This is a genomic window from Aliigemmobacter aestuarii (assembly GCF_004799285.1).
Taxonomy (GTDB): domain Bacteria; phylum Pseudomonadota; class Alphaproteobacteria; order Rhodobacterales; family Rhodobacteraceae; genus Aliigemmobacter; species Aliigemmobacter aestuarii.
In genome coordinates this window covers 401,145-421,714 of the sequence record NZ_SSND01000004.1, presented here as the reverse complement: position 1 = coordinate 421,714, position 20,570 = coordinate 401,145, and the positions used below count along the sequence as shown (strand labels likewise).

General features: G+C 64.2%; 18 protein-coding genes. All 18 read left to right on the top strand.

Annotated elements, in window-relative coordinates; genetic code table 11:
• A partial coding sequence (locus E7811_RS15575) for a DUF7507 domain-containing protein (protein WP_136395568.1) occupies nucleotides 1-2,222 on the top strand: 2,222 nt, incomplete at its 5' end.
• Nucleotides 2,223-2,253: 31 nt separating this feature from the next.
• Nucleotides 2,254-5,859 carry a porin family protein gene (locus E7811_RS15570; RefSeq protein WP_136395567.1) on the top strand — a complete coding sequence of 1,202 codons (3,606 nt, stop codon included), beginning with the start codon at nucleotides 2,254-2,256 and terminating at the stop codon, nucleotides 5,857-5,859.
• A gap of 241 nt (nucleotides 5,860-6,100) precedes the next feature.
• A complete protein-coding gene (locus E7811_RS15565; protein ID WP_136395566.1) occupies nucleotides 6,101-6,889 on the top strand; it encodes a zinc metalloprotease in 789 nt (262 codons plus the stop codon).
• Between the two features lie 128 nt (nucleotides 6,890-7,017).
• Nucleotides 7,018-7,539 carry a tetratricopeptide repeat protein gene (locus tag E7811_RS15560; RefSeq protein WP_136395565.1) on the top strand — a complete coding sequence of 174 codons (522 nt, stop codon included), beginning with the start codon at nucleotides 7,018-7,020 and terminating at the stop codon, nucleotides 7,537-7,539.
• 37 nt (nucleotides 7,540-7,576) lie between these two features.
• On the top strand, nucleotides 7,577-8,059 hold the full coding sequence (locus E7811_RS15555; protein WP_136395564.1) for an A24 family peptidase: 483 nt from the start codon (nucleotides 7,577-7,579) through the stop codon (nucleotides 8,057-8,059).
• A 131-nt stretch (nucleotides 8,060-8,190) separates the two neighbouring features.
• Entirely contained in the window at nucleotides 8,191-9,747 is a 1,557-nt protein-coding gene (locus tag E7811_RS15550; RefSeq protein WP_136395563.1) for a pilus assembly protein TadG-related protein, read from the top strand.
• A gap of 364 nt (nucleotides 9,748-10,111) precedes the next feature.
• Nucleotides 10,112-10,282: a Flp family type IVb pilin gene (locus E7811_RS15545; protein ID WP_211092128.1), complete on the top strand. Its 171-nt coding sequence runs from the start codon at nucleotides 10,112-10,114 to the stop codon at nucleotides 10,280-10,282.
• 198 nt (nucleotides 10,283-10,480) lie between these two features.
• On the top strand, nucleotides 10,481-11,596 hold the full coding sequence (gene cpaB, locus E7811_RS15540; RefSeq protein ID WP_136395561.1) for a Flp pilus assembly protein CpaB: 1,116 nt from the start codon (nucleotides 10,481-10,483) through the stop codon (nucleotides 11,594-11,596).
• 57 nt (nucleotides 11,597-11,653) lie between these two features.
• Nucleotides 11,654-13,123 carry a type II and III secretion system protein family protein gene (locus E7811_RS15535; protein WP_211092127.1) on the top strand — a complete coding sequence of 490 codons (1,470 nt, stop codon included), beginning with the start codon at nucleotides 11,654-11,656 and terminating at the stop codon, nucleotides 13,121-13,123.
• Nucleotides 13,101-13,292, top strand: coding sequence for a hypothetical protein (locus E7811_RS15530; RefSeq protein WP_136395560.1), 192 nt, complete (start codon nucleotides 13,101-13,103; stop codon nucleotides 13,290-13,292). The genes E7811_RS15535 and E7811_RS15530 overlap by 23 nt, the downstream gene beginning before the upstream one ends.
• 92 nt (nucleotides 13,293-13,384) lie before the next feature.
• Nucleotides 13,385-13,852, top strand: a complete 468-nt coding sequence (locus E7811_RS15525; protein ID WP_136395559.1) for a TadE/TadG family type IV pilus assembly protein — start codon at nucleotides 13,385-13,387, stop codon at nucleotides 13,850-13,852.
• Nucleotides 13,846-14,457 (top strand): TadE/TadG family type IV pilus assembly protein, encoded by a 612-nt coding sequence (locus tag E7811_RS15520; RefSeq protein ID WP_136395558.1) that lies wholly within the window; start codon nucleotides 13,846-13,848, stop codon nucleotides 14,455-14,457. Before E7811_RS15525 ends, E7811_RS15520 begins: the two co-directional genes overlap by 7 nt.
• Nucleotides 14,454-15,629 (top strand): response regulator, encoded by a 1,176-nt coding sequence (locus tag E7811_RS15515; RefSeq protein WP_136395557.1) that lies wholly within the window; start codon nucleotides 14,454-14,456, stop codon nucleotides 15,627-15,629. Before E7811_RS15520 ends, E7811_RS15515 begins: the two co-directional genes overlap by 4 nt.
• Nucleotides 15,626-16,186, top strand: a complete 561-nt coding sequence (locus E7811_RS15510; protein WP_136395556.1) for a L,D-transpeptidase — start codon at nucleotides 15,626-15,628, stop codon at nucleotides 16,184-16,186. The genes E7811_RS15515 and E7811_RS15510 overlap by 4 nt, the downstream gene beginning before the upstream one ends.
• A gap of 25 nt (nucleotides 16,187-16,211) precedes the next feature.
• The gene (locus E7811_RS15505) at nucleotides 16,212-17,615 is read left to right on the top strand and encodes a CpaF family protein (protein WP_136395555.1); all 1,404 of its coding nucleotides are present in this window, start codon (nucleotides 16,212-16,214) and stop codon (nucleotides 17,613-17,615) included.
• Nucleotides 17,616-17,622: 7 nt separating this feature from the next.
• Nucleotides 17,623-18,576 carry a type II secretion system F family protein gene (locus E7811_RS15500; protein WP_136395554.1) on the top strand — a complete coding sequence of 318 codons (954 nt, stop codon included), beginning with the start codon at nucleotides 17,623-17,625 and terminating at the stop codon, nucleotides 18,574-18,576.
• 15 nt (nucleotides 18,577-18,591) lie between these two features.
• Nucleotides 18,592-19,521, top strand: a complete 930-nt coding sequence (locus E7811_RS15495) for a type II secretion system F family protein (protein ID WP_136395553.1) — start codon at nucleotides 18,592-18,594, stop codon at nucleotides 19,519-19,521.
• 293 nt (nucleotides 19,522-19,814) lie between these two features.
• Entirely contained in the window at nucleotides 19,815-20,489 is a 675-nt protein-coding gene (locus E7811_RS15490) for a response regulator transcription factor (RefSeq protein ID WP_168733057.1), read from the top strand.
• Nucleotides 20,490-20,570: the final 81 nt, after the last annotated feature.

Genomic DNA, 20,570 nt, shown 5'->3' with positions numbered 1-20,570 from the left:
ATGTCTCGGTCACCGACCCGCTGACCGGCCTGTCGGCGATCACCCCGGCCCCGGTCAGCCTGGCCCCCGGCGCCAGCCAGATCTTCACCGCCACGCTGACCGTCACCCAGGACCACCTCGACGCAGGCTCCATCGCCAACACCGCGACCGCCTCGGGCACCCCGCCCGTGGGCGACGCCGTCACCGACACCGACAGCGTGACGCTGACCGCGGCGCAACAGCCCGCCGCGACCATCGCGAAAGTGGTGGACCTTGGGGAACTGACGGCACCGGGAACGCTGACCTATACGATCACGGTCGTGAACACCGGCAACATCACGCTGACGGGTCCGCAGCTGACCGATGACCTGCCGGTGGTCTTCACCCAGCAGCCCACCGACACCGGCACGTCCGGCGCGCTGGACGTGGGCGAGACCTGGGTCTGGACCGCGACGCTGGACGTTTCGCAGGACATGATCGACGCAGGTGCGGACATCGTGAACACCGCGACCTTCCAGGCGGACCAGCTGCAGCCCGTTTCCGACGATGCGATCACCGCGATCACGGCGCAGCCCGGCTTCACCATCACGAAGACCGTGGACCGTGCGACGATCAACGCCCCCGGCACGCTGACCTATACGATCACGGTCGTGAACACCGGCAATGTCGGGCTGACCAATCCGGTCCTGACCGAGGATCTGCCGGTGACCTTCACCCAGCAGCCGACCGACACCGGCACGCCGGACGTTCTGGACGCGGGTGAGACCTGGGTCTGGACCGCGACGCTGGACGTGACGCAGGAGATGATCGACGCGGGCGAGCCCATCGTGAACGTCGCGACCTTCACCGCCGACGGGGTCGATCCGCTGCCCGGCGAAACCAGCACCAGCGTCGACTACAACCCCGATTTCACGATCGAGAAGGTGGCCGATGCCGATGAGGTGGAAGAACCGGGCACGATCCTGGGCTATACCATCACCGTCGCCAATACCGGCAACGTCACGCTGACCGGCACGCAACTGACCGACCGGCTGCGCCAGCGCACCACCACGGGCGACCCGATCCCGCTGGCCCTGACGCAGGAACCCGTGCTGGCCTCGGGCGATACGGACGCCGATGCCGAACTGGATGTGGGCGAAACCTGGGTCTATACCGCGACCCTCAGGATCACCCGCGACATGCTTCAGGAAGGCCGCGCCAGCATCCGCAACGTCGCGACCTTCGACACGGCCGAGACCGGGACGAAATCGGATGATGCGGTGACCGATGTGGTCATCAGCATCACCAACCCCGACGAGGAACCGGAGTACGAGATCCGCAAGGTGGCGCTGCGGTCGCATGTGAAGCAGGGCGAGCTTGCCCCTTGGCGGATCGAGGTGGAGAACCTGAACGCCTTCACCCCGCGTCGCATCACCGTGATCGACCGCCTGCCGCAGGGCTTCATCTACAAGGAAGGCAGCGCCCGCATCGGCGGCAGCGCGGTCACGCCCGAAGTCGTCGGATCGCAGGTTATCTTCCGCAACGTGCGGGTGGCGCCGGGTGCGACGGTCCGGATCACGCTGGACACCTTCGTGTCGGGCGGGGTCAAGCCGGGTGTTCACACGAACTTTGCCAACATCGTGCGGCCGTTCCTTGAAGCCTCGGCCAGCGTGATCGTAGACGCCGAACCCGTGTTCGACTGCGGCACCATCATCGGCAAGGTGTTCAACGACAAGAACCACGACGGGTACCAGAACCCTGGCGAACCCGGCATCGCCGGAGCGCGCGTGGTGACGGTTCGTGGCAAGCTGATCACGACGGACGAGCATGGCCGCTACCATGTGGCCTGTGCCGACCTGCCGCGCGACATCGGTTCGAACTTCGCCATGAAGCTCGACACGCGGTCCCTGCCCTCGGGTTATCGCCTGACGACAGAAAACCCTCGCGTGGTACGCCTGACTGCTGGCAAGATGACCGAACTTAACTTCGGTGTGTCGATCTCGCGTGTGGTGCGGATCGAGGTGGCCAGCAACGCGTTCGTCGCCGGCTCGAACACGCCGTCGGAGGAACTGGTGTTGGCGGTGCGCCGGCTGGTGACACGCATCAAGGACACGCCGTCCACGGTGCGGATCAGCTATCAGCTGGCAGGTGAATCCCGTTCTGTCGCGAATGCACGGATGCGGGCGATCGAGCAGGTCCTGAAAACCTACTGGCCGGGGAATGGGCGCTACAAGTTGACGGTCGAAAAGACCATCAAGAAATAGAGCCAGGATATAAGCTTTGAGGAGGTTCGCGATGTCGGACTGTCTGACTTCGAAAACAGCAACTCGGCGCGGGTCGCAAACCTGGGTCCGCACCGGTCTGCTGGCAAGTGTCGCGGTGCTGGCGCTGTTTCCCGTGCCGGTGCTTGCGCAGGGCACGCCGATCGAGGGTTGCGACCTGGTCGATGGCCGCCTGCCCGACGACTGCACGCATCTGAACGCCGGAACGGTCGTCACGATGCCGGCAGGGGCGAATTCGGAGCCGGACATCCAGACCGGCCCCTTGGGTGATGAGGGTTTTTCCATCATCATCGAGGCAGACAGCCCCGGTGGCGCGCCTGTCGTGGTGGATGGCGCGAAGGTGCGCATCAACGACCTGCGCCGCGTCGACCGCGCGCTGGCCGATGCCGGGGTCGAGGTGCGCTTTGACGGCCTCGGCGCCCGCCCGCGCCTTGCGGTATCGACCGACGACCTGCGCCGCAGCTATGCCGGCGGGGATCGCGTGACCTTCCGGGCCTCATCGAATTACCCGGCCTATATCGCGCGCTCCGAGGTGCGGATCATCGACAGCCGGAACCCTGGCCGGGTGATCGCAGTGCTGCCGATCACGGCCAATGGAACGGCGGAATGGGCGATGCCTGCGGGCGGGTCGCCCGACATGGTCTATTCGCTGCGTGTCTATGACAGCGCGGGCCGCTATGACGAAACGGTCATGCTGCCCCTGTCGCGGTCGGCCGAACGCTATTCCGATCCGCTGCTTGATGGCCCGATCGTGGCCGCGGGCGAAGGCGAGGACATGACGCGCCGCCGCGCGATCCCGATCCGGGGCGGCACTGTCACGGTCTTCTCTGATCAGGTGGCGCCCGGCACCACGGTGATGGTGATGGGCGAACCCGTCCCGGTGGACGGCACCGGCGCCTTCGCGGTGGAGCGCATCCTGCCGCCCGGCACCCAGGACGTGCGCGTGGGTGTGGGTGGCCGCACCATCGACCGCACCGTCGAGATCCCGGAAGAAGACTGGTTCTATTTCGGCATGGTCGATCTGACCGTGGGCGAGGAAGATGGCGACAGCTATACGCTGGGACGCGTCGCGGGCTATGCCAAGGGAACGCTTGCCAACGGGGTGACGATCACCGCGGCCCTGGACACCCGCGAGGACGAACTTGACCGGATCTTCCGCGACATCGGCGCGAAGGAACCCGATCAGGTCCTGCGGCGGATCCTCGATGACGATGTCTATCCGACCTTCGGCGACGATTCGACCTATGTCGATGACGCCCCGACCTCGGGCAAGCTTTACGTGAAGGTGCAGAAGGACAATTCCCACATCCTGTGGGGCGATTTCCAGACCACCGACGAATCCCTGCGCCTGGTGCGCAGCGACCGCACGCTTTATGGCCTGCAGGCCGTGCATGAAAGCCTGGGGCAGACCTCGTTCGGGGAACCGCGCCTGCGGTTTTCGGCCTATGCGGCGCAACCCGACCGCCTGGCGCAGCGCGATGTCCTGCGCGGCACCGGCGGAAGCACCTATTTCCTGAAACGGCAGGATATCCTGACCGGCACCGCGACGATCTATGTGCAATGGCGCGATCCCGTGACCGGCCTTGTGGTGCGGCAGGAACGGCTGATCGAGGGCCAGGATTACGAGATCAACTATTTCCAGGGCGTCGTGCTGCTGAAGCGGCCGCTGGATCAGGCGGGCGGCGGCAGCCTTGTCACCGACCGGCCCCTGGGCGCCTATGACATCGACCTGGTCGCCCAATACGAATACGTCCCGTCGGTGGGCAATGTGGACGGCATGTCCACCGGCCTGCGGGTCGAGGGCTGGGTGACCGATACCCTGCGGCTGGGGGCCAGCGCGCAGAAGGAAACCACCGGGCTTGCCGACAACGAACTGGTCGGCGTCGATCTCTTGTGGCGGCGCAGCGAGGGCACGTACCTGTCGGCGGAATATGCCCGCAGCGAAGGCCCCGGCTTCGGCTCTGACGGGTCGATCAACGGCGGGCTTGATTTCACCCCCGGCGGCACCGTGGGCGTCACCGGCCGCCCGGCGGAGTCGGTCCGGGTCGAGGCGCGCGGCGACCTGATGGAGCTGTCCGGCGGACGGCTGGGCGGGTTCGTCTCGGCCTATTACGACAAGAAGGAGGCGGGCTTCGTTTCCGCCGATTACAACATCGCGGTCACGCAAGAGGCCATCGGCCTCGCGAGCGAGGTGATCGTCAACCCGCGTACCACGCTGACCTTCGGCTATGACAAGCTGAAGCGCGCCAACGGCGAACGGCGCGAGGACAGCCGCGTCGGCATGGTCTTTCAGATCAACGAACAGTGGAAGGCGGAAATCGAGGCGGCCCATACCGACCGTTTCGATCCCTCGGCGATCGCCGCCCGCAACGGCACCCGCACCGACCTTGGCGCGCGCCTGACCTGGACCCGAGACGAGGATCTTTCTGCCTGGGTCTTTGCCCAGCAGACGCTGGACCGCAGCGGCGGCCTGCCCCGGAACGACCGTCTGGGGATCGGCGCGAAGGCCAGGCTGACCGAAAAGCTGTCGTTCGAGGCAGAGATTTCGGACGGATCGCTGGGTGAGGCCGGGCATGCGATGGTGATCTACGAACCCAACGCCGGCAGCACCTTCAACTTCGGCTACCGGCTTGACCCGATGCGCCAGTACGACCAGACGAACTTCAGCGGCAAGGACGGCGGCACCTGGGTCGTGGGGGCGCAAAGCCAGGTCACGGATTCGATCAGCGTCCGGGCCGAAAACACCTATGACCGCCTGGGCGACCGGCCGTCCCTGTCCAATTCGTTCGGCGTGACCTACACACCCAGCGATGTCTGGGCGATCGACGGCGGCGTGATCTATGGCAGGACCGAGGATCCGACCAACGGCACCTTCCGCCGCAAGGGCATCTCAATGGGGGTGCGCTATTCCGAGGGCGAGCGGCTTCAGGCCGGGATCGCGGGCGAATTCCGCCGCGAAACCTCGACCAACGGGGCGCTGGATCGCAAGACCTGGGGCGTGTCCGGCTATGCGCGCTATCAGTTCAGCGAAGACCTGCGGCTCTTGGCCAATCTTGACGCGCTGATCTCGGAATCCGATCAGTCCGCGCTCAGGGACGGCAAGTATGTCGAGGCGAACCTTGGCCTCGCCTACCGGCCCGTCAACCATGACCGGGTGAACGCGCTGTTCCGCTACACCTATCTTTACGACCTGCCCGGCCCCGATCAGGTGAACTTCGAGGGCGACCTGAACGGACCAAGCCAGAAGTCCCACATCCTGAGCGCCGACATCAACTATGACCTGTCGCAGGAATGGACGATCGGCGCGAAAGTGGGCTACCGCAAGTCGAAGGTCGCCGCGCGCGGCACCAACGCCTTCACCAACAGCACCGCGACGCTTGGCATCCTGCGGGTCGACTATCACGTCGTCCACAACTGGGACATCACCGCCGAGGCGCGGATGATGAAGTTCCAGGAAACCGGCGTGACCGAAAAGGGCGCGGTGTTCGGCGTCTGGCGGCACTTCGGCAACAACATGAAGGCCGGTGTCGGCTATCAGTGGGGCGATGTGTCCAGCGACCTGCGCGAGATTTCGGGCCGCAAGGAAGGCGCCTTCCTGAACATCGTCGCGACGTTCTGAGCCTGAACGTCAGGACATGACAGGGCCGGCGGGGGCAACTCCGCCGGCCTTTTGCCATCCGCGCCGGAACCGGCTGCGGAAGCGCCGCGCGTGGCCAGTTCAGGCCAGTCGGGGCCACGGATTGTTCACGAAATGCGGAAAATCCCTGCCTTGCCACAATTCGGCGCGGGCTATGCCCAACAATCGTCACCAACGCCCTGCCATCATCGGCCTTGCAACACCATCGGCCAAGGGGACCGTCATGTTCGAGATCGTGATCGCACTCACCATCGCCAGCGCGCTGATCTACGGGCTGCGCGCCGGGATGATCAGCCAGGACGGGTCGATTGTTCCGCCGCGTGTGGATGCCGACTCGCTTCGCATCGGCATCCTCGCCGCGCTTCTGGCCCTTGCGCTTCTGGATTTTCCCTACGGCCTGTCGCTGGTCGCCGCAGTGATCCTGCACGAGGCGGGGCATGTGCTGGCCTATCGGCTGCTGGGGCACGGCGATGCGCGGTTCCGCCTGCTCCCGATGATCTCGAAAGACCCGATCTCGACCAGGAAGCCTGCCACGCTTCAGGCCGAGGTCTTCGTGCACCTGATGGGCGCGGCCTTCAGCATCGCGCCGATGGTGGTGGCGCTTGTCGCGGCCGGACTTCTGCAGGATCACGCCCCTGCGGTGGCGCGGTTCCTGCGCATCCTGGGTTCGGTCATCGCCGCCTACAACTTCATCAATCTCCTGCCGCTCTGGCCGCTGGACGGCGGGCGCTGCGTCAACGCCATCGCCCACAGCCTGCGCGCCAACGCCCGGCACCGCGCGATGGTCGGCCTTTCGGCCATCGCCAGCGCGCTGGCGATCGGGTTCCAGTCGCCGCAGCTTCTGGTGATCTGCATGATCGGCAGCGGCGTCTTCCTTTTCCCCGAACATCTCGAGATCAAACAGACCGCCATGCCGCGCCGCGCGCTGGCCCTTGCGGCCGCCACCTACCTGGCCATCACCGCAACGCATCTGGCGGGCGGCGCCTGGCTGATCGAGTGGTTCTTCTTCTGAACATGAATGCCGCCTGGCATGTGTTCGATTTACAATAGCAAACAGCAGTTCGGCGGGCCGTCGATGGACAGGGGCGGTCGCAGAAAGTAAGGTGAAAGACTGATCGCACTGTCTTCGAGGCTTCCATCATGAAGAAGATCCTTTGTGTCCTGTGCGTGGTTGGCCTGACTGCCTGCACCGAGGGTGGTCTGGGGGATTTGTCCAGTTTCGGTGACAAGGCGTCGACGGTCGCGGACACGTCGAACCGGGATTATTACCCGGACGATCAGCTGATCGTGTCGGCAAAGAACCAATTCAAGTCGAAGAACTATGGCCGTGCCAGCACGCTGTTCAAGCGCGCGCTGGAAGTGGCGCCAAGCGACCCGCAGGCTCTGTTGGGCTATGCTGCGGCTTCCGACATGCTGCGCCGGTTCGACCAGTCCGACATCGCCTATCGCAAGCTGCAGCCGATAATCGGCAACCGGATCGAATTCCACAACAACTATGGCTATTCGATGCTGTTGCGCGGCAACCTTCAGGTCGCGCGCAAGCACTTCCTGGCCGCGTACGAGATCGACCCGTCGAACGAGACGGCGGCGAACAATCTGGAAATGCTGCGCAATTCCGTGAACTACCAGAAGCGTTCACCGGGCGACCTGCGCGGGATCTGACCTTGCCTGACCGGCGAAACGAAGGATCGGCCTGCCGATGCTGACCGCCCATATCCTGACGCTTGTCCTGGCCATGCTGCTGCTGGCCTGGATCGGCTGGCGCGATTTCCTGACCTTCCGCATCGCCAACCGCGACGTGATCATCCTGACCGTCGTGGCGCTGGTCGCCGTGGCGCTGGACCCGTCGGGCGGCTGGAAGGGCAGCCTGATCGTGGGGGGCGTGCTGTTCGTGCTGGGATTCGGCCTCTGGGCCCTAGGGATGATCGGCGCGGGCGATGCCAAGCTGTACCTGCCCCTGGGCCTGCTGATCGGCTGGCAAGGGATCGGCGTCTATGCCGTCGTCCTTCTGGCCCTGTCGGTCCTGATGGTGATCGGCATCCGCATGGCCGGGCGCGGCGACCCGGACCGGGCGCGCGGGTTGATCGGCCAGCGCCTCGCGCTGATCGCCGAACAGCGCAAGATGCCCTATGGCGTGCCGATGGCGCTGGCCGCCATCGTGGCCATCCTGACCGGGCTCTGAGACCCGAATCGCCGGGAAAACGCCTTGATTTGCTTTACAAGGCACGGGTTCGGGCGGATAATTCCCGCAGTTGATCAGATTGCCTGTGCCGCGCCCTGCGCCCGTTGATCCGACCCCAGACGGAGGCTTTCATGAAGAATTTTCTGAAACGCGAAGACGGCTATGTTCTGGCCCTCACCCTGATCGCGCTGCCCGCCTTCGTCGGGCTTGGGCTGATCGTGATGGACATCAACCGGGGCAACAACGCCCATTCCGATCTTCAGGCCGCAGCCGACGCGCTGGCCCTTGCCGCCGGGCGCGAACTGGACGGAAGCCCCGATTCCATCGACCGCGCCAAGGCGGCGATGGCGAACCTGACCAACAGCGTGGCCTATCTGGATACCGAACAGGCGTCGCAAGCAAACCTGGTCTATGCCGATGCGGACGGCAACGAATTCACCGTGATCTTCCTCGATGACCTGCCCGCCTCGGACGACACCGCCCTGACCGAGACGTTCCTGACCGATCACGCCGTGACCGATGGCGAGGACGCGCTGTTCGTATATGTCCGCGCGCAGGCCGATGATCTGAGCGCCTTCTTCTTCAACCCCGCCACGGGGCTGCGCCCCACGGTCCCGATCGCGGCGGATGCGGTCGCGACCTACCGCACCGCCGCCTGCGACGTGACGCCGCTTTACATCTGCAACCCGTTCGAGACGCAGAACCTTGACCTGCAGGATGCCTTCGCGGCGGGGCATCTGTATGGGCGGCTGCTGAAGCTGCACCCCAAGGGCAGCGACACCGCCTCGCCGGGGAACTTCGGGTTTCTCAGCGTGCGGGGGGCGAATGACAACACTTCCGCCAGCGCCAATGCGATCCGTGAAATCTTTGCCGGGGCGGTGAACCCCACCTGCTATGACGCGCGCACCGTCACGACAAAGCCGGGGGCCGCGACCTCGATCGCGCAGGGGATCAACGTGCGGTTCGACATCTACGACGGCCCGTTCGGCAACCGGGTCAGCCAGTATCCGCCCGCGGAAAACGTGCGCAAGGGCTATGTCCGCGGGTCGGGAAATGCCTGCAACAGCGAACCCTATCCCGACACGCTGAACAACAACCAGACCCTGCCCCCGCCCGAGGATTGGTGGGCGATCGGCTTCCCCGAAAACGCCACGATGGCGCCTCCCGGACAGGGCGCGCTTGGCGCCTTCATCGGATCGGGGGACTGGGACATCAACCTTTACTGGTCGGTCAATTTCCCCAGCGTGCCGCTGACCCAGACGATGCTGGACGAGATGAACAGCATGCCGCTGGCCACCTTCCCCGGATCGACCGTGCCGTCGCGCTATGACGTCTACCGCTACGAGATCGACAACAACCTGCTGGACGTGCGGTCGCAGGGGGATGGCGGGAACAACAACAACCGCAAGGAAACCGGCCGCCCGATCTGCGCCCTGTCGAAGAACCCGCCGGTGAACGGGCTGGCTGATCCCGACCGCCGCATTGTCTTTGCTGCCCTGATCGACTGCATCGCCAACGAGGATGAGGGCGGCGGCATCAACCGCTATCCGGTCAACGCCTATGCCAGCCTGTTCCTGGTGAACCCGATGGATGAAACCATCGACGTCGAAATCATCGACATCACGGGCGCGGGCGGGAACGGGACGCTGGACACGTTCGTGCGGGATGAGGCGATTCTGGTGCGCTGATTCACCCGATTTTGACCCTTTTTCAGGGCGAATCGCAGGGGCAAAGCGAATCGCATTTGCAACCTTTGCGCCGCTTAATAACCCACCCATCAACCTTTGATTGTATTCGGAAGCCGTGATGCGACGGGGTCGTTCGCGGTCGCGAAACAAAGGGGCAGACTTCGGGCGGAAACGTGGCGAAACGGCGCATGATCATGGCGAAAACTTGACGAAGGGGCAGGAACTGCAGCAATAATGGGGCATTGAATAGGTTCATTAATCGGTGCGTGGTTCCAGCAGTCTTGAAGGCTTCGGTGGGGGAACGCCTTTCAACCAACAGCCCTAATGGAGAACGCAAATGCTTGCTTCCAAAATGAAATCCCTGATGACCCGCTTCGCCAAGGAAGAATCCGGCCTGGCGCTGACCGAATACCTGATCCTGCTCGGCCTGCTGACCGGCGCCGTGATCATCGCCGTGACCCTTTTCGGCACCAACTTGGCAGCCAGCTGGACCGCGTGGGCGAACTGGGTTGCGGGCGCAGACCTGAACCCGTGAGGTCGCAATATTGCCGCAATTTTGATCCAGCGGCGTGAGACATTCGCGGCGCCGGTCCTTCGGGGTCGGTGCCGCAATGCGTTTGATCCCTTGACGAGTTTCCTGGTCCGGCCATTCAGGCCCAATTGACATGCCCTGTCGGCCCTTGCGCCGACACCCCACCGGGGCAAGGGGGCAGGCACAGAGGATTGAGGAAAGATGCGGGCATCCACCATTATCAGCCTGATACTGGCATCGGTTCTTGCCATTCTTGCCGTGATTGGCGTGCGCGGATGGCTGGCGGACCAGCGCGAACGGATCGCGCTGACCGAACAGCAGCGCACGAACGAGGACATGAAGACCATCGTCGTTGCCAAGACGGCGATGCGCTTTGGCGAACGGATCACCGCCGAAAAGCTGGACGTGATCCCCTGGGCCAGCCCGAACCTGCCGCCCGGCTCTTTCTCGAAGGTCGAGGACCTCGCCGGCACGACCGAGGAAACCGCGCGTTTTGTCCTGGCCTCGATGGAACAGGGCGAACCAGTCCTGTCGTCGAAAGTCACCACCCCCGGCCAGCGCGCGAAACTGTCCACCGCCCTGTCACCCGGCATGAAGGCCGTGTCGATCCGGGTGAATGACGTGCTTGGCGTGGCGGGCTTCGTGCTGCCCGGCGACCGGGTCGACGTGATGCTGACCCGCGCGAACATGAACGACGACGAAGAGGCCTATGTCGATGTGCTGTTGCAGGGCGTCAAGGTTCTGGCCATCGACCAGATCGCCGACGACCGCAAGGACCAGCCAAGCGTCGTGCAGACCGTGACCTTCGAGGTCAGCACCGAAGAGGCGCAGAAACTGACGCTGGGGGCCACCGTGGGCACGCTGTCGCTGGCGCTGCGCAACGTGGTTTCCGCCGATATCGAGGACAGCGAACGCATGACGCTGGATGAACTGTCCGTCACCGCAGCCTCTGCCGAACTGGCCCGGGCGCAGGCCGAGGCGCAGGCTCAGGCCGAGGCCGAGGCCCGCGCGGCCGAACAGCAGCTGATCGAGGAACAGGCCGCAAAACTGGCGGCGCTGGAGCAGGCGATCCAGAGTTTGGGCTCGGATGTTGCCGGAAAGCTGCAATCTGTCGAGGAAAATGTTGCAGGCAGACTTCAGTCTGTCGAAGAAAACCTGACCACCCGCACCGAACCTGTTGTCGTCGAGAAGGAAGTGGTGAAGGTTGTGGAAAAGCTGGTCGAAGTTGCCCCCCCTGCCCCGGAATACGTTTCGGTGGGGATCGTTCGTAACGGGCAACGGGAAGAGTACCGTGTAAATCACAGTCAGGACGAGTGACCGGACGGGCAGAACGCCCGCCATTCTCGAACAACAAGAATATTGGGGCACGGGACGATGAAAATGGCGCTGCACCACACCTCTCTCCGGGGCGAACGGCCCCTGACACGGCTGATGGACGGGCTGCGAACGGCGGCACGCTGCTCCGTTTTGGCCTGTGCGCTGGCCCTTCCGGCGGTGGCCCCGCAGGTCGTTCACGCGCAGGAACGGGCGATTTTCCTGGGCACCGGCGGGCCGGTCGTTCCGATCGAGATCCGCCCCGGCTTCACGCTCACGCTGTCGACCAACGTGCCCTTCACCGACATCGTCGTGGGCAACAGCCAGGTCGCCGACGTCTTTCCGCTGAGCGACCGGTCGGTCTATGTGCAGGGCAACAACCCCGGCACGACGAACATTTCGTATTACGACGCCAACAAGAAGCTTCTGGGCACCACCATCCTGAAGGTGCGCACCGATTTCAGCGAGCTTCAGCAGGCGATCGACGGCGCGGTGCCAAGCGCGCGGGTGGATGTGGAGAACCTGAACGGCCGCATCCGCATCTCGGGCGTGGTGAAGGACAATGTCGACCGCGACCGCATCCTGGAAATCGCGCAGCAGTATTCGGAAAACCCGGTCGTGAACGCGATGCGGGTGGTCGATCCGCAGCAGGTGCAGCTTGACGTGCGCATCCTCGAAGTCAGCCGCAACTTCGGCCGCGAACTGGGCGTGAACCTGACCGGCACCAATGCGGGCGTGACCCGGATGACGACGGGCAACGCAGTTAACGCCGCTAACCCTCCTTTCGGTAGCTTCGTTGGGAACCTACTCGAAATCGCCGGCACCGAAATCGATATTGTGATTAACACGCTCGAAGGTAAGGGCCTTGCCCGCCGGCTAGCAAACCCCACACTGGTTACTACCAGCGGAGTTGAGGCGAACTTCGTTGTCGGAGGAGAAGTACCAATAGTATCGCCTGTTTTTGGGGACAATGGGTCGACAGCGACTCAAACCGATTATCGCGAATACGGCGTGCGGCTGAACTTCCGCCCCGTGGTGATGGACAACAACCAGATCAGCCTGCGCATCCGCCCGGAAGTCTCCGACATCGACACCTCGGTGATCGTGAACGGCAACCCCGCCTTCATCTCGCGCAAGGCCGATACCACCGTGACGCTGCGCGACGGGCAGAGCTTTGCCATCGCCGGGCTTCTGCAGGTGGACAACGAACGCAACATCCAGGCGGTGCCGTGGATCTCGCAGGTGCCGATCCTGGGCACGCTGTTCCGGTCGACCGCCTTCCAGAAGAACGAAACCGACCTGGTCATCCTGGTCACGCCGCGGCTGGTGCAGCCGGGCACGCCGAACCGCCCGCTCGTCTCGCCGCTGGATCAGACCCGGTCCTCCAATGACGTGGAGCTGTTCCTGATGGGGATGCTCGAGGTCAACAAGGACATGATCCGCGGCTATCGCAACGGCGAGGGCATCATTGGCCCCTATGGCCATATCATCGATCTGGATTTCAACGATGCACTGCTCACAAAGAAATAAGGCCCTTTGCGGGCTTCTGGCCCTGGTTGTCCTGGCCGGTTGCGCCGACACGCTCAGCCGCCGCGACAGCATTACGCTGGGTGTGGGCAATGCCCCGGAGGCGAACACCGCCATCCAGACGATCGAACCGTGGCCGGCCGATGTCGAGGATACGAACATCGTGCTCTGACCGCCGCCGCGTGAGGTGACGTGACGCGTGATGCCGGCGCCCCAGCGGCCCGGCGGTTTCGGCAGGCTTGTGGTCCGGCGAAGGAGGGAAAGGTGGGCAAACGTCTCAAGACACGTCTCGCGCGCTTCCTGATCGCCTGCGAGGGGGCGGTGCTGATCGAGACGCTGCTGGCGGTGCCGGTGGCGACGGTCTTTGCGGCAGGCGTGCTGGAATTCGGCAACGTGTTCTGGCAGCGCCAGCAGATGCAGGTGGGCGTGCGCGATGCCGCGCGCTACTGGTCGCGCTGCAGGCCCGATTTTGGCGCATGTTCCATAGACATCGCCCGCAACATCGCCTTTTACGGAAATCCCGCGGGCACCGGGAACCTGCGCGTTCCGGGCTGGTCCGACGCCGCCGATCTTGCGATCACGCCGGCAACCCCGCCCGGAGCCCCCGTCGCCACCGATCTGGTCCGCGTGACCGGAACGCTGGACTACCTCGGTTCGCCCCTGTTCCGCCTTGTGACCTCCGGCGGGATCAGCGTCACCTATGTGCATGAACAGAGGTACATCGGATGGTAACGCTCTGGCGCAGGTTCCGACGCGATGAACGGGGCATCAGCCTGACCGAGGCGCTGATCGTCACGCCTATCGTCATCCTGATGTTCGCAGCCTTCGTCGAACTGGGCTTTCTGGTGTTCCAGTGGAGCCAGGCCACCAAGGCGGTGCAGATCGGCGCGCGGCTTCTGGCGGTGTCCGATCCGCTGCCCAGCGACATGTCGTCCCTGACCGCGGATTACGGCGCGCTTGGCGAACAGGAGGCCGTGCCGGGGACCATCGTTACCGTCGCCTGCGGCGCGGGGGCTGCGGCCTGCGATGCCACACGGATGGCCCGGCTGATCTCGGGCAGCGACGCCAGCTGCGACTATGTCGCGGGAACGACCCTGGGCATGTGCGACGTCTTCCCCCGCATCACCGCCGGAAACGTCCTTGTCAGCTACCGCCGCGCGGGCCTTGGCTATGTCGGCAGGCCAAGCGGGCCGGTCGTCTCGATCACCGTCGAACTGCGCAACCTCAACTTCGAATTCCTTCTGCTGGGCCGCCTGCTGGCCCTTGCGACGGACACGATCAGCATTCCCGCCCATCCGGTCACGATGACAAGTGAAGACATGAGAAGCAGCCTATGAATATCGCCGATCCCGACATGCCGCGTGCGCCGCACCGCAAGCATCACGTCCTGCTGGTGGACACCGGGCAGGACAGTGCCGCGCATGTCGCCCAGGTGATCGCGGAAATGGGCCAGTTCGCGCTGGACCGCGCCACGCAGGACGAGGTGCACCGCAAGGCCGTGCAGATCGTGCCCGACATGATCATCCTCGACATCTCGAAGGTCGGATCGCACGAGATGGAGGTGATCTCGGGCCTCAGGGCGAATTTTGGCGAAACGCCGATCGTCGTCGTCTCCGAAGCCCTGGAGGAAGCCGATGTCCGCAAGCTTCTGAAGCAGAAGGTGCACGACTGGCTGAAAAAACCCGTGGTGCCGGGCGACCTGCTGAGTTCCATCGAAAGCGGCATCCGGTCATCGAAGCAGAACACCAACCGCGTGCATGCCGTGATTTCCGCCGTCGGCGGCGCCGGTGCGACGACCGTGGCCGTGAACCTGGCCGATATCCTGAGCCAGCGGAAAAAGACCGACGCGGGCAGTATCGGGCTTTTCGACCTGGATTTCACCACCGGGGGCTGCGGCGCGCTTCTGAACATGTCCAACGGGGTCAGCCTGCACAGCGTGGCCTCGAACCCCGGCCGGATCGACAGTGAATTCGTCAGCCTGATCCAGCAGCGGCACGAACACGGCTTTGCGGTCTATTCCTTCAAGCGGCCCGAGCTTGTCACCCATCTGAACTGCTACGAACTGGTGCTGCGGCTTCTGGATGCGGTCACCATGCAGCAGGCGCACACGATCCTCGACATCCCGTATTACGAAACCGACTGGCGCGCCGACCTTTTGGCGGCGGTCAACTCGATCACGCTGGTCACCGATCTGAGCCTGCCGTCGATCAAGCACACGCTGGACATCCTGCACACCATGGAACCGGCCAAGATCGGCAAGAAACCGGTCAACGTGCTGATCAACAAGGACAGTCACGGGTTGTTCTCGGGCCGCCGGATCAAGGAGGCGAAGCTGCGCGAACTGTTCGGCGCGGTGCCCTTCCACTTCCTGCCCGCCGATACCACCAACATCGCCGAGGCGATGGATCGCGGGCTGTGCCTGTCGGATCTGTCATCCTCCTCGAAGTTCCTCAAGGCGCTGACGAAATACGCAAAGACCGCCATCCTGGCGGAACCGGTGGACGCATGATAGGGCGCAGGACGCTGGTCAACGGGCTGGTCGCTGCGGGCTTGGCGGGGGTCGCCTTGCCGGTCGCGGCGCTTGCGGATGTGAAAAAGGTGCCGCGTTCGCATGGCACAACCACGCGCGAGGTCGTGCCCTACCCCTCGTCCGAACGGCCCGGAACGATCATCATCTCGAACAGCGACCGCACGCTGCATGTCGTCCTTGGCAAGGGTCAGGCCGCGCGCTACCGGATCAGCGTGGGCCGCGACGGGTTCACCTGGACCGGCACGACCTATGTCGGGCGCAAGACCGAGTGGCCCGAATGGCGCCCGCCGGCCGCCATGCGCCAGCGCGATCCCTCGCTGCCCGATTTCGTGCCCGCAGGCCCCTACAACCCGCTCGGGGCGCGGGCGCTCTATCTTTATTCCAACGGCTCGGACACGCTTTACCGCATCCACGGCACCAACACGGCAGAAACCGTCGGAGGATACGAAACCTCTGGCTGCTTCCGGCTGTCGAATGCCGATGTGATGGAACTGTTCGAAACCGTGCCCGTGGGAACCAAGGTGATCGTGAAATGACTTCTGCCAGACGGGGGAACTGACGATGGTCGGGCGCTTTTTCCGGAAATCCGAAACGGACCGGCAGGCCGGTGACGGCGAAGCGGCAGTGCCCCTGCCGCCCGAACACGTCGCCCCTCAGCCCGCCGCGGCGCGCCCTTCGATCGATGATCTTGGCGGCCCCGACCTGATCGGGGAACGGGTAAACCTCCACCGCTTCCTGCTGGACAAGATCAACCTCGCCGTGCTGGACACGCTGGAACAGTCGCAACTGCTTGAGGAACTGCGGCCTCTGGTGCGGGACTACATGAAATCCCGCAACATCCCGCTCAATGCCAAGGAGATGGATGCGCTTCTGTCGGATCTGGCAGACGAAATCCTCGGGCTTGGCCCGATCGAGCCGCTGCTGAAGGACGACACGATCTCGGACATCCTGATCGTGGGACCGCGCACCGTCTATATCGAACGGCGTGGCAAGCTGGAACCGACCAATGTCCGCTTCAAGGACGAACGCCACCTTCTGCGCATCATCAACAAGATCGTCGAGGCCGTGGGCCGCCGGGTGGATGAATCCTCGCCCCTCGTCGATGCGCGTCTGGCCGACGGCTCGCGCGTGAACGCGGCGATCCGCCCCATCGCGGTGGACGGGCCGCAGGTGTCGATCCGGAAATTCTCGAAGAAGCCCTTCAGCCTCGACTCCCTCGTCAAGCACGGCGCGTTGTCGGCGGGGATGGCGCAGGTCCTGGCCGCCGCTGTCGAGGGCAAGGTGTCGATGGTGATCTCGGGCGGGACGGGTTCGGGCAAGACGACGATGCTGAACGCGCTGTCCTCGTTCATCCCGCATGAGGAACGCCTTGTCACCATCGAGGACGCCGCCGAACTGCAACTGCAACAGCCCCATGTGGTGCGGCTTGAAACCCGCCCGCCGTCGCTGGACGGCAAGGGCGAGGTGATCCAGCGCGATCTGGTGAAGAACGCGCTCCGGATGCGCCCCGACCGCATCATCGTGGGCGAGGTCCGCGGCGGCGAGGCCTTTGACATGCTGCAGGCCATGAACACCGGTCACGAAGGGTCGATGACCACGATCCACGCCAACACCACGCGCGACGCACTGGCCCGTATGGAACAGATGGTCGGCATGGCCGGGATGCCCATGTCGCAATTGTCGATCCGCGCGCAGATCGCCTCGGCGATCAACCTGATCATGCAGCTGAACCGCATGCGCGACGGGACGCGCCGCGTGACGACCATTTCGGAAATCACCGGGATGGAGGGCGACGTGATCCAGTTGCAGGACATCTTCAAATATCACCGGCTGGGCGTCGACGAGGCGGGCAATGTCATCGGCGAATTCCGCGCCACCGGCATCCGGCCGCGCTTTCTGACCGAGATCAGCACGATCGGCCTTCAGCTCGACATGCGGATCTTCGATCCCGCGCACAAGCAGTGAGGCCAGCGTGTCGATCATCATCATCTATGCCTTCACCTTCGCCGCCGTCCTGCTGATCGCGGAACTGATCCTGCGGCGGTTGTTTGGACGTCAGCGCGCGGCGCGCGAGGTCAACGAACGGCTGGAGCGGCTGAAGCTGCGGCAGGACCAGTCCGGCGCCTATTCCAGCTTGCTGCAGGACAGGTCGCTGTTCCGGCGCGGGGCTGGCGCATTTTCCCCCGGCGACCTGACACGGCTTTACCGGCAATCGGGCCTTGTCCTGTCGCGGCAGCGGCGGGTCGTCTATGTGATCGTGATCCTTCTGGGCAGCTTCATGGTCGCCCAGTGGATCGCCAGCACGATCTGGGTGCAGATCCCGCTGGCGCTGGTGATCTGCGCGGCGACGATCGTCTTTCTGATCATCCAGATCCGCGCGGCGCGGATCAAGAAATTCGTCACGCAACTTCCCTCGGCCATCGACATCATCGTGCGCAGCCTCAGCGCGGGCCACCCGCTGAACGCCGCGATCGCCCTTGTCGGGCGCGAGATGCCCGATCCGATCGGGTCGGAATTCGGGATGCTGAGCGACCAGTTGACCTTCGGGCTTGAACTCGATCAGGCGATGCTCAGCATGATCGACCGCGTGGGGGCTGATGAACTGAACCTGCTGGCGGTGACGGTTTCGGTTCAGCGCAACACCGGCGGCAATCTGGGCGAAGCGCTGGAAAACCTGTCGAGGATGATCCGCGACCGCGCCTTGCTGAGGGGCAAGATCAAGGCGATCTCGGCCGAAGGGCGGATCACGGCGGTGATCATGGCACTGTTCCCGGCCTTCCTGTTCCTGATGATCCGGACGCTGGTGCCCACCTATTTCGATCCGGTCTGGGAAACGGGATACGGCACACAGATCGTGTTCGGCATCCTTGCCGTCATGGCCTTCGGCGCCCTTATCCTGCGCCGCCTCGTGACCTTCGATTTCTGACGGGAGCGGGACAAGATGTCGGATACCCTGATCCTTGCCAGCGTCTTCGTGGCTGTCCTCCTGGTCGCCTTCACGACCATTTCCATCATCGCCAACCGGCGCGAGATGAAGCGCAATATCGACGAACTGGGCGCCGACCGGATCCGCCGCAACGTCGATGAGGAACTCGCGCTGTCCTCGGACAATGACGACATCCGCCATTACTATGAGGTTCAGGCCAAGGGCGACCCGAACAGCCTTGCGATGCGGTTGATCCGGGCCGGCTACTTCTCGCGCGAGGCGATCCGCGTCTTCGTGCTGATCCGGGTTCTGGTGACGATCCTTGTCTTCGTCGCGGTGTGGTTCGCGCTGGTCAATGTCGGCTCGGGCGTGTCGGGGCCGCTGGCGCTCTTGCTTGCGGCGGCGGTGGCGGGGATCTCCTTCATCCTCGTCAACGCGGTTCTGGACAACATGGGCAAGTCGAACCAGATCCGCTATCGGCGCCTGTTTCCCGATTTCATGGACCTTCTCATCGTCTGCGTCGATTCCGGGATGAGCATCGAGGCCGCGATCGACCGTGTCGCGCGCGAGTTCCTGCCGACCCGGCCGGGCTTTGGGCGGCATCTGTCGATCATCAGCCTTGAAATCCGCGCCGGTCGCCCGCTGCACGAGGCGCTGAACAACTTCTCGCAGCGCCTGAACCTTGAAGAGGCGCGCACCCTGGCGGTCCTGTTCCGCCAGTCGCAGGAACTGGGGACAAGCGTGGTCAAGACGCTGCGCGTCTTCAGCGCCGAGATGCGCCAGATGCGCCTGATCAAGGCCGAGGAAAAGGCCAACGCCCTGCCGGTCAAGATGTTGTTTCCGATGGCTCTTTTCCTGTTCCCGGTCAACCTGGTGATCGTTCTGGTGCCGGTGATGATCGCGCTTCTGAAGATGTTCACCACCATGAGCCCGGGGGGCGGCTGAACCGGCGCGCGGAAGGGGCGCGGGGCGCCCCGGTCGTGCGCATCCCAGCCCGGCGAAATGCCGCATCTATACGAATGCACGCCTCTCTTGCAGCGGCATGCAAGCGGCGATAGACGGCATCGTTCCCGGACGGGCCGATGCCCGAACCATGTGATCGTGACCATTCTTTCCCTGTGACTGCGGGAACCGTACGCGTCATCGTACGTTGGACCACGCCCTCAAACGCGGGCATTTCCAACCGAGCACTTTCCCTCTGGTTGTGCAACCTGCAGTGGACTACGATCGCGAGCAAGATGAACCGAACCCTCTCAGACATGCACCCCGCCCTCGACGAGGCGGCCGAGCTTGCAAGGACGGCAACGATCTCGGTCCTTGTCGTGGATGATCACCTCATGCTTGCAGAAACCGTTGCAGCAACACTGTCCGCCGTGGCCGCCTATCGGGTCGACATGGCAGGCAATGTCGATGCGGCCCTGGCCCGGATCGCCGCGACAGGCGGCTATGACGTCGTCCTGCTGGATTATTCCCTTCCGGGCACCGAAGGGCTGGAGGGCCTTCGCCGGCTGATGGACCAGACCGGGCAGCGGGTGGCGATCTTTTCGGGCGTCGCGACATGGCCTGTCGTCGAACGGGCGATCGCCCTTGGGGCCAAGGGGTTCATTCCCAAGACCTTGCCGGTGAAATCGCTGGAACACGCGATCCGCCTGATCGCCGAGGGCGAAACCTACATCCCCTTCGACTATCTCCAGAAGGTCCTGATGAAGGAACAGCCCGACGCCTCGCTGAAGCCGCGCGAACTGCGGGTTCTGGCCTTCCTTTGCGAGGGGCGGCAGAACAAGGAAATCGCCCATGAACTTGGCCTGAACGAGGTGATCGTGAAGGCGGACGTAAAGTCGATCTGTCGCAAGCTGGGCGTCAGGAACCGGACCGAGGCCGCCCTGATGGCGCGGCGCGAAGGGCTGTGCTGAAACGGGCGCATCCATCGGCGGCAGAGACCGGCGGGTCGGTCGGGCCCGGCGGGGCACCGGCATGCTGCGGCCCCGATTGCC

Bases quoted from the DNA above. Each gene is read 5' to 3' on its own strand.
- E7811_RS15570 (WP_136395567.1), top strand. From the start codon at position 2,254: ATGTCGGACTGTCTGACTTCGAAAACAGCAACTCGGCGCGGGTCGCAA.
- E7811_RS15565 (WP_136395566.1), top strand. From the start codon at position 6,101: ATGTTCGAGATCGTGATCGCACTCACCATCGCCAGCGCGCTGATCTAC.
- E7811_RS15560 (WP_136395565.1), top strand. From the start codon at position 7,018: ATGAAGAAGATCCTTTGTGTCCTGTGCGTGGTTGGCCTGACTGCCTGC.
- E7811_RS15555 (WP_136395564.1), top strand. From the start codon at position 7,577: ATGCTGACCGCCCATATCCTGACGCTTGTCCTGGCCATGCTGCTGCTG.
- E7811_RS15550 (WP_136395563.1), top strand. From the start codon at position 8,191: ATGAAGAATTTTCTGAAACGCGAAGACGGCTATGTTCTGGCCCTCACC.
- E7811_RS15545 (WP_211092128.1), top strand. From the start codon at position 10,112: ATGACCCGCTTCGCCAAGGAAGAATCCGGCCTGGCGCTGACCGAATAC.
- cpaB (WP_136395561.1), top strand. From the start codon at position 10,481: ATGCGGGCATCCACCATTATCAGCCTGATACTGGCATCGGTTCTTGCC.
- E7811_RS15535 (WP_211092127.1), top strand. From the start codon at position 11,654: ATGAAAATGGCGCTGCACCACACCTCTCTCCGGGGCGAACGGCCCCTG.
- E7811_RS15530 (WP_136395560.1), top strand. From the start codon at position 13,101: ATGCACTGCTCACAAAGAAATAAGGCCCTTTGCGGGCTTCTGGCCCTG.
- E7811_RS15520 (WP_136395558.1), top strand. From the start codon at position 13,846: ATGGTAACGCTCTGGCGCAGGTTCCGACGCGATGAACGGGGCATCAGC.
- E7811_RS15515 (WP_136395557.1), top strand. From the start codon at position 14,454: ATGAATATCGCCGATCCCGACATGCCGCGTGCGCCGCACCGCAAGCAT.
- E7811_RS15510 (WP_136395556.1), top strand. From the start codon at position 15,626: ATGATAGGGCGCAGGACGCTGGTCAACGGGCTGGTCGCTGCGGGCTTG.
- E7811_RS15505 (WP_136395555.1), top strand. From the start codon at position 16,212: ATGGTCGGGCGCTTTTTCCGGAAATCCGAAACGGACCGGCAGGCCGGT.
- E7811_RS15495 (WP_136395553.1), top strand. From the start codon at position 18,592: ATGTCGGATACCCTGATCCTTGCCAGCGTCTTCGTGGCTGTCCTCCTG.
- E7811_RS15490 (WP_168733057.1), top strand. From the start codon at position 19,815: ATGAACCGAACCCTCTCAGACATGCACCCCGCCCTCGACGAGGCGGCC.